This window comes from Streptomyces sp. NPDC008163 (assembly GCF_042956885.1).
Classification (GTDB): domain Bacteria; phylum Actinomycetota; class Actinomycetes; order Streptomycetales; family Streptomycetaceae; genus Streptomyces; species Streptomyces drozdowiczii_A.
In genome coordinates, this window is sequence record NZ_JBIBHG010000004.1 from 172892 (window position 1) to 187863 (window position 14972).

A 14972-nucleotide genomic window follows, 5' to 3' on the forward strand; every position below is an offset into this window, starting at 1 on the left:
TTGGGCCTGGTCCCCGGTGGGGCCGGAATCGTCCGCGCGCCCGATGGAGTCCGGCCGGGGCGGGGGGCGAGGGTGGGTGCACACCGATCGAAGGAGTGCACCATGTCGTACCCGGAGCATCTGGAGTACCCGGAGCCCCGCTACCTCGGCGCCACGGGCGAGGTGAACGCCGTCTTCCGGCCTGCGGACACCCCGCCGGACATCTCCTCGCCGGGCGGCGGCGCCACCCACTACCTCGCCACCAACGACTCGACCGGCGGTGAGTTCGGGCTGTACAAGGTCGATCTGGCGGCCCGGTCCGCCGGGGCGAAGACCCACTTCCACAAGGCGATGTCGGAGTCGTTCTACGTCCTCTCGGGCGAGATCGAGCTCTACAACGGCGAGAAGTGGGTCACCGGCCGGACGGGCGACTTCCTGTACGTACCGGTCGGCGGGCTGCACGCCTTCAAGAACGTCACCGACGAGCCGATGTCCATGCTCATGCTGTTCTCGCCGGGCGCCCCGCGCGAGGAGTACTTCGAGCAGGTCGCGGAGATGTCGCAGCGGAGCGCCGAGGAGCTGAAGCGGTTCCGCGTCCGCCACGACAGCTACTTCACCGAGGACTTCGGGCCGGACACCCCGTAGCCGCTGTGTCAGGGCGCGATGCGCTCGAAGACCGCCGCGAGGCCCTGGCCGCCGCCGATGCACATCGTCTCCAGGCCGTAGCGGGCCTCGCGGCGGTGCAGTTCGCGGGTGAGCGTGGCCAGGATGCGGGCGCCGGTCGCTCCGACCGGGTGGCCCAGTGAAACACCGGAGCCGTTCACATTGATCCGCTCCTCGTGGTCCTTCTCGCCGAGGCCCATCTCGCGGGTGCAGGCCAGCACCTGGGCCGCGAACGCCTCGTTCAGCTCGATCAGGTCGAGGTCGGCGAGCGTGAGTCCGGCGCGGCCGAGCGCGGCCGCCGTCGCGGGGACGGGGCCGAGGCCCATGGTCGCCGCGGGCACCCCGGCCCGGGCGAAGGAGACGAGCCGGACGAGCGGGGTGAGGCCGAGGCGTTCGGCGGTGGCGGCGCCGGTCACCAGGCAGGCGGCGGCCGCGTCGTTCTGGCCGCTGGCGTTGCCCGCGGTGACGGTGGCCTCCGGGTCGGACTTCTGCATGACCGGGCGGAGCGCGGCGAGTTGTTCGGCGGTGGTGTCGGGGCGGGGGTGCTCGTCGGCGGAGATCACCGTCTCGCCCTTCCTGGTCCTCACCGTGACCGGCACCGTCTCCTTCTCGTACCGGCCCTCGGCGGCGGCCAGTCCCGCCCGCCGCTGTGAGCGCAGGGCCAGCGCGTCCTGGTCCTCGCGGCTGATCCCGTAAGCCCGGCGCAGGTTCTCGGCGGTCTCGATCATGCCGCCGGGCACGGGGTGGCCGACTCCCCCCGCGGTGACCCGGCCCCGGGCGAGCGCGTCGTGGAGCTGGAGGCCGGGGCCCTTGATGCCCCAGCGCCCCTCGTGCGTGTAGTACGGGGCGCCGCTCATCACGTCGACGCCGCCCGCGACGACGACCTCGCTGAACCCGGCCCGGATCTGCATGGCCGCGTCCAGGACCGCCTGGAGCCCGGAGCCGCAGCGGCGGTCGGTCTGGAGGCCGGTCACCGACTGCGGGAGCCCGGCGTCCAGGGCGGCGACCCGGCCGATCGCGGGGGCCTCCGCCGAGGGGTAGGAGTGGCCGAGGATCACCTCGTCCACCCGGTCGGGGTCGATGCCGGTCCGGGCGACGACCTCGGCGATCACCCGGGCCGCGAGGGCGGCCGGCCGCTCCCCGGCGAACACCCCGCCGAACCGGCCGATGGGGGTGCGCAGGGGTTCGCAGATCACGACATCGAGGGCGTCGGGCACGGCGGGGCCTTTCCGGGAGACGGAGTACGAGGGTCCGGCACGACCCTCGCACCCGGCGGCGTGACCGGTCCAATACCCGGTTTCCCCGGAACCGAGACGCCTGGCGTCTCAATCGGCCGCCTCCGGGGGTCTCAGGCGCGGGCCTGGGTCGCGAGCATCAGGCGCAGGGCGCGGGTCACCGCGTTGTCCGCGCCGAAGTCCACGCCCGCGGGCACCTCGACCAGCTCGCCGTGGGCGAGGACGAGGACCCCGCAGGAACCGGGCCGTGCCGTGCCGGTCCCGTCGAGCCATTCCGCGTAACCGCCGGATGTGGTGTCCAGGTCCGCCCGGCTGCGGCGGCTGACCTGCGCCATCAGGTCGTCGACACCGGTCAGTCCCTCGATGGAGGCGAACGGGACGGTCACGACCGGTTCCTCGACGAGGCGGACGCGGGGTTCCTCGTCTCGGCCGGGGCCCTCGGGGGTCTCCGGCAGCAGGCCCCGGCCGAAGCGGGAGTGGTACAGCAGGGTGTGCGCGGAGTCGATGCCGCCGACGAAGGGGCGGTCGAAGCTGGTCCTGCGGAAGCCGGCGCTGCGGTCGCGCGGGATGCGGCGGTCCTCGGCCTCCGGCCAGTGCACCTCGCCGGACCGGCGGTCGCGCCAGGGCACGTAGCGCCGGATGTCGTCGGAGGCGGAGGTCGGCAGCAGGTCGATGCCGAACCGGCCGGGGTCCTTGGCGACGATGGAGCCGGGGGTCAGCGCGAACAGGCCGATGCCGGCCGTCGTCCAGAGCTTCTCGTGGTGCCGGAGGAAGTCGTACGTCTCCAGCGCCTCGTCCCGGGTCTCGGTGGGGAAGCCGGTGAAGCCCATCATCTGCGCGGCGATGCCGTTGCGCGCCAGTTCGGCCAGGACGTCCGGGACGGCGTCGATCCGCACCCCCTTGTCGATGAGGTCGAGGACCCGCTGACTGCCCGACTCGTAGCCGAAGGAGACCGCGACGCAGCCGGAGGCCGCGAGGAGTTCACCGACGGCGCGCTTGGGAAACGTCCGCTCCAGCCGCAGTTCGGCGGACCACCGCAGGTCCAGGGAGGATTCGGCGAGGGCGGCGGCGAGGGTGCGCAGATAGCGCGGGGACATGGCGTCCACCGCGAAGTAGAGGGTCCGGCCGTGGCGGCTCACCTCCCGCAGGTCCTCCAGGACGGCGGCGACGGGGCGTTCGCGGGACGGCGAGGTCGGCCGGTCGGTGTTGAGCCCGTAGTCGCAGAAGGTGCACTTGTTCCAGTAGCAGCCCCGGGTGGGGCTGTAGAGGATCACCGGTTCCGGCGCCCAGTAGCGGTCCCAGTCCCACACGTCGTACGCGGGCGGGTCCAGCGTCGCCACGCTGCTGTAGGCGATGACGGGGTCCGGCCGGCTCCTGGTCATCACGCCGCCGATGCCCTCGAAGGCGTCGTCGCCCCGGACCGCGCCGTTCCCGATCGCGTCGAGGATGCCGATGAGGGCGTTCTCGCCCTCGCCCGGGACGATGAGGTCGGCGTCCTGGAAGACCCGCCACGCCGTCGCCGGATCGGTGGCGTACTTGATCACGTCGCCGACCTCGGTGCCGCCGAACACGATCACCGTGTCGGGCAGCACGCTCCGGATCAGGCGGGCCATCCGCAGGGCGACCGGCAGTTGGCTGGTGTAGTTGACGGAGAGTCCCACCACCGCCCAGGGGCGTTCGCGCAGCTTCGGGACGAACGCGTCGGCGAAGTAGCCCTCGAAGGGGCGCGCCACGGCCGCCGGGACCGCCGGGTCGGACAGGTCCGCCGTGCTGCACAGGTTGACGGCGGACTTCACCCGCATCGAGAAGCCGTCCGCCGCGCCGGGCGGCATCTCCAGCGCGATCAGCTCCCACCAGCGGCTCGTCACCGCGACCGCCTGGGCGTACGTCGGCGGGTGGTAGAAGTGCTCGGGGTCCTGGAACACGCGGATCGCGTCGCGCGCCGATGTGGCGGTCAGGCCCTCGGCGGCCAGCGCTTGCCGGTAGCGGATCTCGTCGTGGCGGCGGGGTGCGCCGGACCTGGCCTCGATCTCGGCGCGCAGGGCGCGGGCGGCCGTGAGCGTGGCGCCGAAGCGCGCGGGGTCGGCGAGATAGGTGAAGGCGTCGAGATTGGCGTCCACGCAGGCGTACTCGGTGTGGCCGGCCGCCCGGGCGGCGCCCACGAGGTACGGGATCGAGTGGTAGGCGGTCGTCGGGTCGGTCACGGGCGGGTTGACCAGCAGATACGCGGTGTCGCCGGTCCCCCGGCCCGGCCGGGCGCCGTGGTCCGGTCCGCCCTCGAACCGGGGCATGCCCAACGGGACGAACACGCTCATCGCTGTGACTCCTGACTGTTGTCCTGCCCTGGATGCGTGGCGCGGGCGGCCGGTGCCCCGGCGGTTACGGGGACCGGCGGGGCGTACTCGGTGTCGGCGCGGTGCTCACGGAACACCCGCTGGGTGAGCGCGCCGAGCACGGTGAGGGCGATGGCCCCGCCCGCCACCGGGAAGAAGGGGGCCGCGCCGAGGTGGCGGACCCCGAAGCCGGCCACCGCGACGGAGACCGGGAAGGTGCCCATGACGGCCAGCATGACCAGGCTCATGACCCGGCCGATGAGCGCGGACGGCGCCCAGACCTGGAGCATCGTGACCACGACGATGTTCTGCCAGCCACTGGCCAGGGCGTACACACAGACGCACACCGCGGCACCGGCCAGGCCCCCGGCGTACGGGACTGTGCCCAGGGCGAGGCCCATGACGACCGCGAGCGCGGCGAACAGATAGGCGGGTGACCGCACCGGACGGCTGCGGGCGGCGACCAGGGAGCCGGCCAGACCGCCCAGGCTCAGACAGGTCAGCAGGATGCCGTAGCCGGTGGCGCCCATGCCCTGGTGGGCGAGTTCCGGCAGGGCCACTTCGATCGTGCCGTTGAAGGCCAGGTTGCAGACGAGGGCCACCACCAGCACGACGTGCAGCAGCCTTCCGTGGCGCAGCAGTTCGGTGAAGGACACCTTGCGGGCGGGGGCCTCGTCGGTGGTGTCGGGCCCCTCGTGTTCCGGGGCGTCCGCCCCGGTGCGGATGCGGGCGAGGACCAGCGCCGACACGAGGAACGACGCGGCGTCCACCGTGAGTGCCGGGCCCGCGTCGAAGGCGGCGACCAGGGCGCCGCCCGCGGTGGGTCCGAGGAGTCCGCCGACCTGGTTGACCATGGTCGACAGGGCGTTGCCCCGGCCCAGGTCCTCCTTGCGCAGCAGGGCGGGCAGGAGGGTGTACGAGGCGGGGATGAACATGCCGGAGCAGGCGCCCAGGACGACGGCGATGGGGGCGAGCTGACCCAGTGTCGGCGTCCCGGCCGAGGCGAGCACCGCGAGGATGCCGACGGCCGCGGCCCGCACCACGTCGGCCATGAGCATGACGCGCCGGCCGCCGATCCGGTCGGCCACCACCCCGCCCAGCGGAATGGTGACGACGCGGGGGATGCCGTAGCAGGCCAGGACCGTGCCGAGCAGGACCGGGCCGCCGTCGCCCGAGAGGATCAGCCAGGGCAGCGCGACGGCGTAGCAGTAGTCGCCGACGGTGGAGGAGAGCTGTCCGGCGAGCAGCAGCCGGAAGCCGCGTACGGACATGGGTCCGCCCGTCAGTGCCGTACGGAGTCTGTGTCCGGCTGCTGCCACGTGTCCTCCTTCTGCTGGGTGGGGTGGTCAGCCGCCGAGCGGGCCGACGGGCATGTCCAGGAACTCGCCGATCACCGCCGTGACGGTGGCGGGCGGCGGCAGCCCGAGGTTCTTGCGTACGTCGCCCGCGGCGATCTGCCAGCCGGCGGCGGGCACCGGGTCCACGACGGCGTGGCCGTCCGCGCGCAGCTGTTCCACGTTGCGGCGGACGGCCGGGCGCTCCCACATCAGGCTGTTCATGCTCGGGAAGAACACCACCGGGCGTTCATGGGCGAGCAGTGCGGAGCTGAGGAGTCCGGAGGCGAGTCCGTGGGCGGCCTGGCCGAGCATGTTGGCGGTGGCGGGCAGGACGACGAACCGGTCCGCCCAGACGGCGGGGGCGACGTGACCGGTCGTCAGCTCGTCCTCGCCGTCGCAGTACACGTCCCGGCAGAGCAGCCGCATGGTCGCGGCCGGGATGAGCGCGGCGGCGGAGCGGGTCATGGCCATCCGGATCTCGACGCCGGGTCCGAGGCCGGTGCGCAGCGCCATGAGGTACTGCGGAACGGCGAGTACGTTGCCGGAGCCGCAGACCCCGATGAGCAGCCGGCGCGGGGTGTCAGGGCCGGTCTCCGCCGTCATCCCCGGGCTCCGGCGGGCTCACCGGCCACCTCGTGCAGGCCGCACTGGGCGGCGATGAGATCCAGCCGGTCCTGGACGTTGTACTTGTAGCCGGGGCAGGGCGGGTGGCCCTCCTGCCACGCCTTGGGGCAGGAGCCGCCGCAGGTGGGCATGAAGACGCAGCTCTTGCACCAGGTGGTGCCCGCGGCGATCTCGTCGTTCCAGCCGTCGAAGGGGCCCAGCGGGCGGAGCGGTTCGGTGCCTGCCCGGTCGATGTGGATCAGCGGGAGAGTGCGCTCGGCCTCGGGGACGAGGGGGTACTCGCTGCACGAGAAGATGTTTCCGGTGCTGCTGATGATCTCGGAGGAGCGGGTCGTGGCGGGGCAGAGGACCTTCCGCGCGGTGGTCGGCAGCAGCTGCGTGTGCAGCCCGTGACCGGTGAGCAGCTTGAGCCACCCGGTCTCGCGTTCGGCGAACTCGTACTTGGAGACCTCGATCTCCGATACGTCGTTTCCCCACGAGTGGACGGGAGCGATCGAGAAGGATACGCGCGGGTGGCTGAAACCCAGCTCCGCCATCAGCTCGACATAGCGGGGCACGGAGTCCTGGTTGTGCACATCGACATTCGTCCGGAACGAGAAATGGGCGGGCCCCAGGTCCGGTTCGTCGAGTGCGGAGCGCACGGCGCGCACGATGTTCCAGAAAGATCCGCGTCCGCTTTTCAGCGGGCGGTGTTCATTGTGGATATCCGGCGGCCCGTCGATCGTGATCTCGAAATGTGTGACCCCGCAGGAACGGATGAGGGTGTTGATTTTTGCGGGATTCAGGAGGGAACCGTTGGTGACGATCACCGAGGAGTAGGCGACCCCGCGTTCGGCGGCCGCGGCGACGAACCGCGGGGCGAGGTCGCGGATGACCGCGTACCCCATCATCGGCTCGGCCCCGAACCAGTCGATGCGGGCGCTGCGGGTCTCCGGGGCGGTCACGGCGCGCAGCACGCGGTCGTGCACCCGGCTGCGGTGGTTGCGGGACAGGCCGCCCCGGGTGTGCTCCTGTCCGCAGTAGGCGCAGCCCATGTTGCAGTAGGAGGTCGGCAACAGGGCGATGTGCACCGCCGAACGGTCCGCCGAGGCGCGCCGGTTGCGGTCGAGCACGGTGGCCAGCTCGTCCTCGCCCGCGGGTACGAGCAGCCTGGCCGCGCGCAGGGCACCGGTCCAGGCAGGGCTGATCGCGGCGGCGTCGCCGGCCTCCAGGGCCCGCGCGGTGGGAAGGTCGACCGCCACGGTGCTCGCGGTGCGGGTGCCGTAGGCGAGCCGCACCGGGACGCCGGTGGTGTCGGCGTACGCGCGGTCGCTCAGCACCAGGTATCTGCTGACTTGGTCCATCATCACGCTCCCACTGGGTGTCCGGACGCACGGCGGTCGGGCGCGTCGTCCGGGTCCGGCGGCCGGAGCCGCCGGACCCGCCGATGCCGGGATCAGCAGAGAACGTTGACCTGGTTGTCGTTGACCTGGCCCTCGACCGCGGCCGACACGGCGTTCAGCCGGGCCTGGATCGAGCCGAGGACCGCGACCTCGTCCGGGCTGAGGCCGTTGAAGACCTCGCGCTCGGAGTCCGACAGCAGGTCGACCGGGGTGCCGGCGCTGCGCAGTGCGTCGAGGGGTGCTTGCGACATGGGTCACTCCTTCAGGAAGACGGTCACGGGCTGGTGCAACGGCAAGGCTGCTCCGGCGCCGCCCGGCTTCACATCCCTCAATCGACTATGAATCGGTGGGCGGGAGATCCCGCTCAAGGCGTTCTTGTCCGGAACATGACCCGCAGCTACTCTGACCCCCGGGAGTGAGGAAATCCCCCTGCCGGCCCATGCTTCGCTCACCGAAATGAGGGGTAAAGGGTTTGACCAGGCGTGAAATTCTGATCGCTTCGCTCGTGGCCGCCGGCTCCTCGAACCGGGATATCGCCGAAGCTCTCTGCATCAGCCCGCACACGGTGGCGGCGCACTTATGCAACATGCTCCGAAGAACGGGCGCGTCCAACCGTACGGAAATGATTGCGCGGCTGTACGCCCAGGGCGTTCTGGTCCAGGGGATCTGGCCGCCGCTGCCCGCAGACGAGCGGAAGCGGCAGGCGGCTCCCGAGGCGGTGGGCGCCCTCGCGGCGGCGGTCGCGGAGTGCTCGATCGGACCGGCCGGCGTCACGCTCGACTGGCCGCACTACGGGAACGAGGTACCGGTAGCCATGACCTTCGACGCGCTGCACGCACTACGTGAGGCCGGACACCCGGTGGACCTGCTGGCGGTCGAGCAGCGCTCGGTCCTCTCGGGGCTCAGCGAGCAGGAGGTCCAGGTCCTCAACTCCGTGAAGGAGCGGCTGGAAGCGGTCTCCGGTGAGGTGGAGGGACAGGACATCAAGCTCCTGTGAACGGTGCCGCGCGGTGCGGTGGCTGCCGGGCCGCGGTGCCGGACGGGGCCAGGTTCTGCCCCGAGTGCGGCACACCGGTGGTCGCGGGGGCGCCGTCGTCGGACAGCCGCAGAATCGTCACCGCGCTCTTCATCGACCTGGTCGGCTCGACCGTGCTGGCCGAGACCCTGGACCCGGAGGCGCTGCGGCGCACGATGGACCGCTACTACCGCGCCTGCACCACGGCGGTGACCGAACACGGCGGTGTGGTCGAGAAGTTCATCGGCGACGCGGTGATGGCCGTCTTCGGCGCCTTCGTCACCCATGAGGACGACGCGCTGCACGCGGTCCGCGCGGCCTGCGCCGTGCGCGAGTCCGTGGCGGCCATCGCGACCGGTCCCGGGGTGCGGCTGGACATCCACTGCGGGATCGCCTCGGGCGAGGCCGTGGTGGCGGGGGTGCTCGGCGGCGCGGCCAGGGTGGTCGGGGACGTCGTGCACACCGCCGCCCGCCTCCAGTCGCACGCCGGGCCGCACGAGATCCTGATCGGCGCGGAGACGGCGGGGCTGGTCGGGGGCCGGGTCCGCATGGAGGCCGTCGCCCCGCTTCGGGTGAAGGGCAAGCGTGAACCGGTCGCCGCCTGGCGGGCCCTCTCGGTCGACGAGGGAACGGGCCAGGAGGATCTGGTGCCCCTCGTCGGGCGGGACGCCGATCTGGCCGCGCTGCTGCGGGAGTTCCAGGCTGTCCGCCGCGAGCGCCGCAGCCGTCCCGTGACGGTCACCGGTCCCCCGGGCATCGGGAAGTCCCGCCTGGTACGGGAGTTCCTGGCGGGGCACGGCGCGGAGGGGGCCGTCGTGCTGCGGGCCGGCTGCCAGGCGTACGGGGCCGGGCTCGCCCACCGCCCGCTGGCCGACGCGGTCTGGTCGCTGCCCGGCGGCTGGGAGCAGGCCCGCGGCGCGCTGGAGACGCTGCGCCCGAGCGCGGACCGGGCCGTCACCGCCCTCGCCGTCGCCCTGGGCATCCGCACCGGGAACGGACTCCCGGTGAGCGTCGAGGAAATCGGCTGGGCGTTCCGGCGGCTGCTGGAGGCCCTGGGGCGGCGGACCGCCGTGATCCTGGTCCTGGAGGACTTCCAGTGGGCGCAGCCGACGCTCGCCGGCATGGTCGGCGATCTGTGCGAGGGGATACGGGACGCGCGGGTGCTGGTTGTCCGCGTGGCCCGGAGCGAGGCGCCGGCCCCGTCCGGCGGCGACCTGGTGCTGCACCTCGACCCGCTGCCCCGCGCCCACACGGAGCGGCTGGTGGGGCTGCTCGTGGACCGGGCGGAGGTGGCGGCGCAGGAGGCGGTCGCCACCGAGGACGAGCTGTCCCGGGTCGTCCGGGAGTGCGACGGCAATCCGCTCTTCGCCGAACTGCTGCTGGAGAACCTGGCCGGTCCCCGGTCGGTGGACCGTGGCGTCCCCACCTCGGTCCGGGTCCTGCTGACCGCCTGGCTGGACCGGCTGCCGGCCATCGACCGGGCGGTGCTGGAGCGGGCGGCGGGGGTGGGCGGCTCGTTCACCGCCGGGGACGTGCGGGCGCTCGCCGAAGACGAACCCGCCCTGGCCGGCCAGGCCTTGGACGAGGCGCTGAACCGGCTCCTGCGTTCCCGGGTGATCCATCTGTACGGGCCGCCCGGCGCCTATCGGTTCACCCGCGCGCTGGCCCGGGACACCCTGTACGAGATGACCTCCAAGGCCCGGCGCGCGATCTGGCACACCGCGCTCGCCGACCGGCTCGACGCGCGGGCGCCGGGCCCGGCCACGGAGGGCGACCTCGCCCACCATCTGGAGTCCGCGTGCCGGCTGCTGTCCGAGGCGGACCCGGGCGATCCCGGGCTGCCCGCGCTGACCGGCCGGGCGGCGCGCGCCCTGGTGGCCACCGGGTACCGGGCGCTGCACCGCCGCGACCTGCCCGCCGCCGTCTCGCTGATGGAGCGCGGCCGCGGCCTCACCCCGGACGGCGACCCGCAGCACCGGGTGCTGGCCGCCCGCATCACCGACACCTACGCCGCGCTGGGGCGTTGGGACAGTGCCCGGCGAGCCGTGGCCGAGGCGGAGCGCCGGAACGCGGACGACGTGCCGACCCGGGACACCTGCGCCATCCTGCGGCAGCTGATCGCCCTGCGCTCGGGCGGACCGCCGCCCGCCGGTGTCCCGTACGGGCCGGGTGCCGGGGATGCCGGGCCGGACGCGGCGGACGACCTGAGCTGGTGCAGGCTGCACCAGCTGTCCTCGCTGCGGAGCTTCGCGGAGGGCCGGATCGGCGCGGCGGAGACCGCCATGCGGGACGCGCTCTCCCGGGCGCACGGGCTCGGCGACACCTATGAGGGGAACCGCATCCTGGCGTCGATCTGCGAGCTGACGCAGTGGTCGCCGACCCCGCTCTCCCAGGCCATCGCGCTCTGCGAGGACCTGGTCCGCCGGTTCGACGGCGACCGGAGCCTGCTGGTACCGGTCCTGCTGACCCGGGCCCGGCATCTGGCCCTGTCGGACCGGGTGGACGCGGCCCGCGAGGACATCGCGCTGGTCCGCGTCCACTGCGGGGAACTGGGGCTGGCCCTCGGCGCCCTGGCGGCCGATCAGACGGCGGGGCTCGTGGAGTCCCTGGCCGGTGCGCACCCGGCGGCGGCCGGCCACTACACGGCGTCGGCGGACGGGCTCGCCGCGCTGGGGCAGACCAGGACCGCGGCCACGCTGCGGCTGTACGCGGCCCGTGAGCGGTTCCGCGCCGGGTCCGACGCCCTCCTGGACGCGCCCGAACTCACCGAGCCGGCCGGGGAGCCCCCGGCGGAGGCGCGTACCCGGGCCGTCCGGCTGGCCCTCCGGGCGCGGGTGCGGGCGCGGGCCGGGGCGTACGGGGAGGCTGCCGCGGACGCCGAACGCGCCGTCGCCGCACTGGACGGCACCGACGACCCGTGCCTCATCGGTGACGTCTGGTCCGAGGCGGCCCTGGTGCTGGACGCGGTGGGTGAACCGGAGCGGGCCCGGCGCGCGGCGGGGCGTGCGCTGGCCGCGCTGACGGCGAAGGAGGCCGTGCTCCCCGCCCGGACGGTGCGGATGTGGCTGGCCGGGCTGGAGGAGGGACGATGAGCGATCCGCCCTGGAGACGGCCTCCGAGGGCCTACACACCGGGGGTCCCGGCCTGGGGCGCGACCCGGGAGCAGGCGGCGGAGCGGTTCGCGTCGGTGCCCATGGACTCGGTCTCGCCCGAGTGGGCGTGGGGCGGCTCCGACGGTTCCGGGGTCCGGGTGTGCGTGGTGGACAGCGGGGTCGAGGGCGGCCATCCGATGGTCGGCCCGGTCGATCTCGCCCTGACGGCCGTGCCGGGCGAGGACGGCGAGGTGGAGATGGTGCCGTGCGAGCCCACCGACCGGGCCGGCCACGGCACCGCCTGCGCCGGGGTGATCCGGTCCGTCGCGCCGGGGGTCTCGCTCTCGTCCGTACAGGTGCTGACCGACGGGAAGACCGGCAGCGGCCCGGCCCTGATCGCCGGGCTCTCGTGGGCCGTCGAGCAGAACTTCGACGTCATCAACCTGAGTCTGGCGACGACCCGGCCCGCCCTGACCGCGCAGCTCCACGAGCTCGCCGACCGGGCCTACTTCCGCCGGTGCGCGCTGGTCGTCTCCGCGCACAACCGGCCGGTGGCCAGCTATCCCTGGTCGTTCTCCTCGGTGATCTCCGTCGCGAGCCACGACGAGGACGACCCGATGACGTACTACTACAACCCCGCGCCGCCCGTGGAGTTCCACGCGCGCGGGGTGCGCGTGCCCGTGGCGTGGCCCGGTGGCGGCACCATCCGCTCGACCGGGAACAGCTTCGCCGCGCCGCACATCGCGGGCCTGTGCGCGCTGATCCTCGGCAAGCACCCCTGGCTCACGCCGTTCCAGCTGAAGACGGTGCTGTTCCTCTGTGCCGGGAACACCACCGGTCGACTTGGAGGTGCGCATGACGAAACCTGCTGACGCCGCGACGCCCGTGGAGCGCCGCCTGCTGCAGTCCATCGTGGAAGTCGCGCGCCATGCGTTCGGCGCGGCGGCCTCCTCGATCTTCCTCATCGATCCGGAGACCGGCGACCTGGTCTTCGAGGCGGTGGCCGGGGAGGGGGACGGACAGCTCGTCGGCACGCGCTTCCCGGCGGGGACCGGCATCGCGGGCTGGGTCGCCGCCTCGGGGCAGTCGATGCTCGTCGACGACCTGCGCGAGTCCCGGCACTTCTCGGGCGAGGCCGCCGCCTCCACCGGGTACGTGCCCGACAGCATCATGGCCGCCCCGCTGTTCGGGGACGACGAGTGCGTCGGCGTTCTGGAGGTGCTGGACCGGGGGGCGGGCGGCGTACGGGAGATGGCCGACGTCGAACTGCTGGGCCTGCTGGCGGACCAGGCGGCGATCGGCCTGGAACTGCTCACCCGGCTGCGCGCCGCCGAGCCCGGCGACCGTTCCGACAAGGCGCTGCGGCTCCTGGAGATGGCGGAATCGCTGCTGGCCCCGACCCGTGGCTGAGCGCCGCGTGCTCCTGCTCACCCGACGCGGCGACGGGGAGGCCACCGAGGCGGCGGCCCTGCTGCGGCGGATCGGTGTGCCCGTGCAGCGGATCGACGCGGACGGCCTGGCGGATGTCCGGGCCGTCCTGGGGCCGGACGGCGTACTGACCCTGGACGGGCACCGGTTCGCCCCGACGGTGACCTGGCTGCGGCACTTCTCGCTGCGGGCCGCGCCGTCGTCGGCCGGGGCGGCCGGCGGACGGATGGTCTACCGGGACGCGTGGGCCGCCCTGGCCCGGCAGCTGGCCGCCGCATCGCCCGCCGTCATCGGCGCCCACGATCCGGGGCAGCTGGTGCAGCGGGACCGGGCGCGGGCGCTCGGCGTGCGCACCCCGCGCGGGCTGGTCACCACCGACCCGGCGGACGCGGCCGGTCTGCTCCCGGCCGCGCGGTACGTACTGAAGGTCCTCGACCGGCATTACGTGGAGCCGTCGCCCGGCCGCTTCGACTGGTACCTGCCCCGCGTCCTCGGCCGCGACCGGCTCGCCGGTGTGCCGGGGCTCCCGCGCGGCACACCGGTGGTGCTGCAGGAGTACGTCGAGCACGAAGCCGAGTACCGCGTCTACGTCGCCGGGGACGAGCTGCACGCCTTCGAGGTGGCGAAGGAGCGCCCCGAGGACGTCTGGACCCGCCCCGACGAGGTGCGCGTACGGCAGGTCCGGCCGCCGGACGCGGTGGCGTCGGCGGCGCGCGCCCTGGCCGGGGGGACCGGCGCGGTCTACGGGGCGTTCGACTTCCTCTGGGCCGGGGGCGAGCCGGTGTTCCTGGAGGTGAACGCGCACGGCGACTGGCTCTGGTTCGAGCGCAAGGCCGGTGTCGACGTGGTGACCCGCGCCGTCGTACGGGCCGTGCGCGATCTGCACCGGACCGCCGTGGGCGACGCCCGCCCGGCGGCCGTCAGCCTGCTCGCCTTTCTGGGGGCGGGTCCGGGGCGGTGAGCCGGCTGCCGGGCGTGGGCAGCGCCCGCTCCGCGACGTCGAGCACCGCGCGCAGGGCGGCCGACGGATTGTCCGTCCGCCAGGCGAGCGCGGGCTGCCGTCTGATCGGCGGCCCGGCCAGCGGGCGGTAGACCAGGCCGCTGAGCTGGATGTGCTGGACGGAGGTGACGGTCAGGGTCACCCCGACGCCCGCCGCGACCAGCGCCAGGATGGTGTACGAGTCCGGCGCCTCCTGCACCACGCGCGGGCTGAACCCGGCCGCCTCGCACGCCTGGGTCATCGCGTCCCGCACGGTGGAGCCGGTGTTGGCGGGAAAGGCGACGAACGGCTCCCCGGCCAGCGCGTCGAGCGGGATCTCCGGGCGGCCGGCGAGCGGATGGTCGAGGGGCAGCGCGCACACCAGCTCCTCCTCGTCGATCACCCGGCAGCTCACGCCCGGCGCGGTCACCGGCAGCCGGACGAAGCCCAGGTCGAGCGAGCCGTCCGCGACCCGGGCGAGCGCCACGTCGGCGTACGTCTGGCCGGTCATGACCAGCTCGATGCCCGGGTGGGCGGCCCGCACGGCCCGGGTGAGCAGCGGCAGCGTCTCGTGGCTGGACGCGCCCGCGAAGCCGATGCGAACCCTCCCGTAGGCGCCCTGTCCGGCCGCCCGCGCGGCCCGCACCGCCGTGTCCAGATCGTCCAGCACGGTTCGCACCGGCTGGAGGAAGGACTCCCCGGCGCTGGTGAGCCGCACCGAGCGGGTGTTGCGTTCGAAGAGCTGGACGCCGAGTTCCTTCTCCAGACGGCGGATCTGCTGGCTCAGCGGCGGCTGTGCCATCCGGAGCCGTTTGGCGGCGCGGCCGAAGTGCAGTTCCTCCGCCACGGCGAGGAACGCGGACAGATACCGCAGCTCCATACCGCTCCTCCCCCGGGCGCACCCG

The 14972-nt window shown here is 73.7% G+C and carries 13 protein-coding genes and 1 pseudogene; 7 read left to right on the forward strand and 7 right to left on the reverse strand.

Annotated elements, in window-relative coordinates:
- The first annotated feature begins 102 nt into the window (after positions 1-102).
- Complete coding sequence (locus ACFZAT_RS11260) at positions 103-624, forward strand: cupin domain-containing protein (protein WP_391263065.1); 522 nt, start codon at positions 103-105, stop codon at positions 622-624.
- A gap of 8 nt (positions 625-632) precedes the next feature.
- On the opposite strand, the gene ACFZAT_RS11265 is transcribed toward ACFZAT_RS11260, so the two are convergent.
- The 6 genes from ACFZAT_RS11265 to ACFZAT_RS11290 all read right to left on the reverse strand — a co-directional run bounded on the left by ACFZAT_RS11265 (position 633) and on the right by ACFZAT_RS11290 (position 7804).
- Entirely contained in the window at positions 633-1859 is a 1227-nt protein-coding gene (locus tag ACFZAT_RS11265) for an acetyl-CoA C-acetyltransferase (protein WP_391263067.1), read from the reverse strand.
- A 131-nt stretch (positions 1860-1990) separates the two neighbouring features.
- Positions 1991-4192: a radical SAM protein gene (locus ACFZAT_RS11270; RefSeq protein ID WP_391263069.1), complete on the reverse strand. Its 2202-nt coding sequence runs from the start codon at positions 4190-4192 to the stop codon at positions 1991-1993.
- Positions 4189-5529, reverse strand: coding sequence for an MFS transporter (locus ACFZAT_RS11275; protein WP_391263071.1), 1341 nt, complete (start codon positions 5527-5529; stop codon positions 4189-4191). Before ACFZAT_RS11275 ends, ACFZAT_RS11270 begins: the two co-directional genes overlap by 4 nt.
- 27 nt (positions 5530-5556) lie before the next feature.
- Positions 5557-6150, reverse strand: coding sequence for a flavoprotein (locus tag ACFZAT_RS11280; protein ID WP_391263073.1), 594 nt, complete (start codon positions 6148-6150; stop codon positions 5557-5559).
- The gene (locus ACFZAT_RS11285; protein ID WP_391263075.1) at positions 6147-7517 is read right to left on the reverse strand and encodes a radical SAM protein; all 1371 of its coding nucleotides are present in this window, start codon (positions 7515-7517) and stop codon (positions 6147-6149) included. Before ACFZAT_RS11285 ends, ACFZAT_RS11280 begins: the two co-directional genes overlap by 4 nt.
- Positions 7518-7606: 89 nt before the next feature.
- Positions 7607-7804: an aroma-sacti cluster domain-containing protein gene (locus ACFZAT_RS11290; RefSeq protein ID WP_164403485.1), complete on the reverse strand. Its 198-nt coding sequence runs from the start codon at positions 7802-7804 to the stop codon at positions 7607-7609.
- Positions 7805-8025: 221 nt separating this feature from the next.
- On the opposite strand from ACFZAT_RS11290, the pseudogene ACFZAT_RS11295 reads away from it, so the two are divergent.
- The 6 genes and pseudogenes from ACFZAT_RS11295 to ACFZAT_RS11320 all read left to right on the forward strand — a co-directional run.
- Positions 8026-8169 (forward strand): annotated as a pseudogene (locus tag ACFZAT_RS11295) (helix-turn-helix transcriptional regulator); the annotation flags it as partial.
- Positions 8170-8175: 6 nt separating this feature from the next.
- Positions 8176-8550: an aroma-sacti cluster domain-containing protein gene (locus tag ACFZAT_RS11300; RefSeq protein WP_391263564.1), complete on the forward strand. Its 375-nt coding sequence runs from the start codon at positions 8176-8178 to the stop codon at positions 8548-8550.
- Positions 8547-11660, forward strand: a complete 3114-nt coding sequence (locus tag ACFZAT_RS11305) for an AAA family ATPase (RefSeq protein WP_391263077.1) — start codon at positions 8547-8549, stop codon at positions 11658-11660. The genes ACFZAT_RS11300 and ACFZAT_RS11305 overlap by 4 nt, the downstream gene beginning before the upstream one ends.
- On the forward strand, positions 11657-12532 hold the full coding sequence (locus ACFZAT_RS11310; RefSeq protein ID WP_391263078.1) for a S8 family serine peptidase: 876 nt from the start codon (positions 11657-11659) through the stop codon (positions 12530-12532). The genes ACFZAT_RS11305 and ACFZAT_RS11310 overlap by 4 nt, the downstream gene beginning before the upstream one ends.
- 13 nt (positions 12533-12545) lie before the next feature.
- Entirely contained in the window at positions 12546-13070 is a 525-nt protein-coding gene (locus ACFZAT_RS11315) for a GAF domain-containing protein (protein ID WP_391263565.1), read from the forward strand.
- Positions 13063-14049: a hypothetical protein gene (locus ACFZAT_RS11320; protein WP_391263080.1), complete on the forward strand. Its 987-nt coding sequence runs from the start codon at positions 13063-13065 to the stop codon at positions 14047-14049. Before ACFZAT_RS11315 ends, ACFZAT_RS11320 begins: the two co-directional genes overlap by 8 nt.
- Here ACFZAT_RS11320 and ACFZAT_RS11325 read toward each other — a convergent pair.
- Entirely contained in the window at positions 14009-14947 is a 939-nt protein-coding gene (locus tag ACFZAT_RS11325) for a LysR substrate-binding domain-containing protein (RefSeq protein WP_391263082.1), read from the reverse strand. The genes ACFZAT_RS11320 and ACFZAT_RS11325 overlap by 41 nt on opposite strands.
- Positions 14948-14972 lie beyond the last annotated feature (25 nt).

Bases quoted from the DNA above. Each gene is read 5' to 3' on its own strand.
- ACFZAT_RS11260 (WP_391263065.1), top strand. From the start codon at position 103: ATGTCGTACCCGGAGCATCTGGAGTACCCGGAGCCCCGCTACCTCGGC.
- ACFZAT_RS11270 (WP_391263069.1), bottom strand. From the start codon at position 4,192: ATGAGCGTGTTCGTCCCGTTGGGCATGCCCCGGTTCGAGGGCGGACCG.
- ACFZAT_RS11280 (WP_391263073.1), bottom strand. From the start codon at position 6,150: ATGACGGCGGAGACCGGCCCTGACACCCCGCGCCGGCTGCTCATCGGG.
- ACFZAT_RS11285 (WP_391263075.1), bottom strand. From the start codon at position 7,517: ATGATGGACCAAGTCAGCAGATACCTGGTGCTGAGCGACCGCGCGTAC.
- ACFZAT_RS11290 (WP_164403485.1), bottom strand. From the start codon at position 7,804: ATGTCGCAAGCACCCCTCGACGCACTGCGCAGCGCCGGCACCCCGGTC.
- ACFZAT_RS11300 (WP_391263564.1), top strand. From the start codon at position 8,176: ATGATTGCGCGGCTGTACGCCCAGGGCGTTCTGGTCCAGGGGATCTGG.
- ACFZAT_RS11310 (WP_391263078.1), top strand. From the start codon at position 11,657: ATGAGCGATCCGCCCTGGAGACGGCCTCCGAGGGCCTACACACCGGGG.
- ACFZAT_RS11325 (WP_391263082.1), bottom strand. From the start codon at position 14,947: ATGGAGCTGCGGTATCTGTCCGCGTTCCTCGCCGTGGCGGAGGAACTG.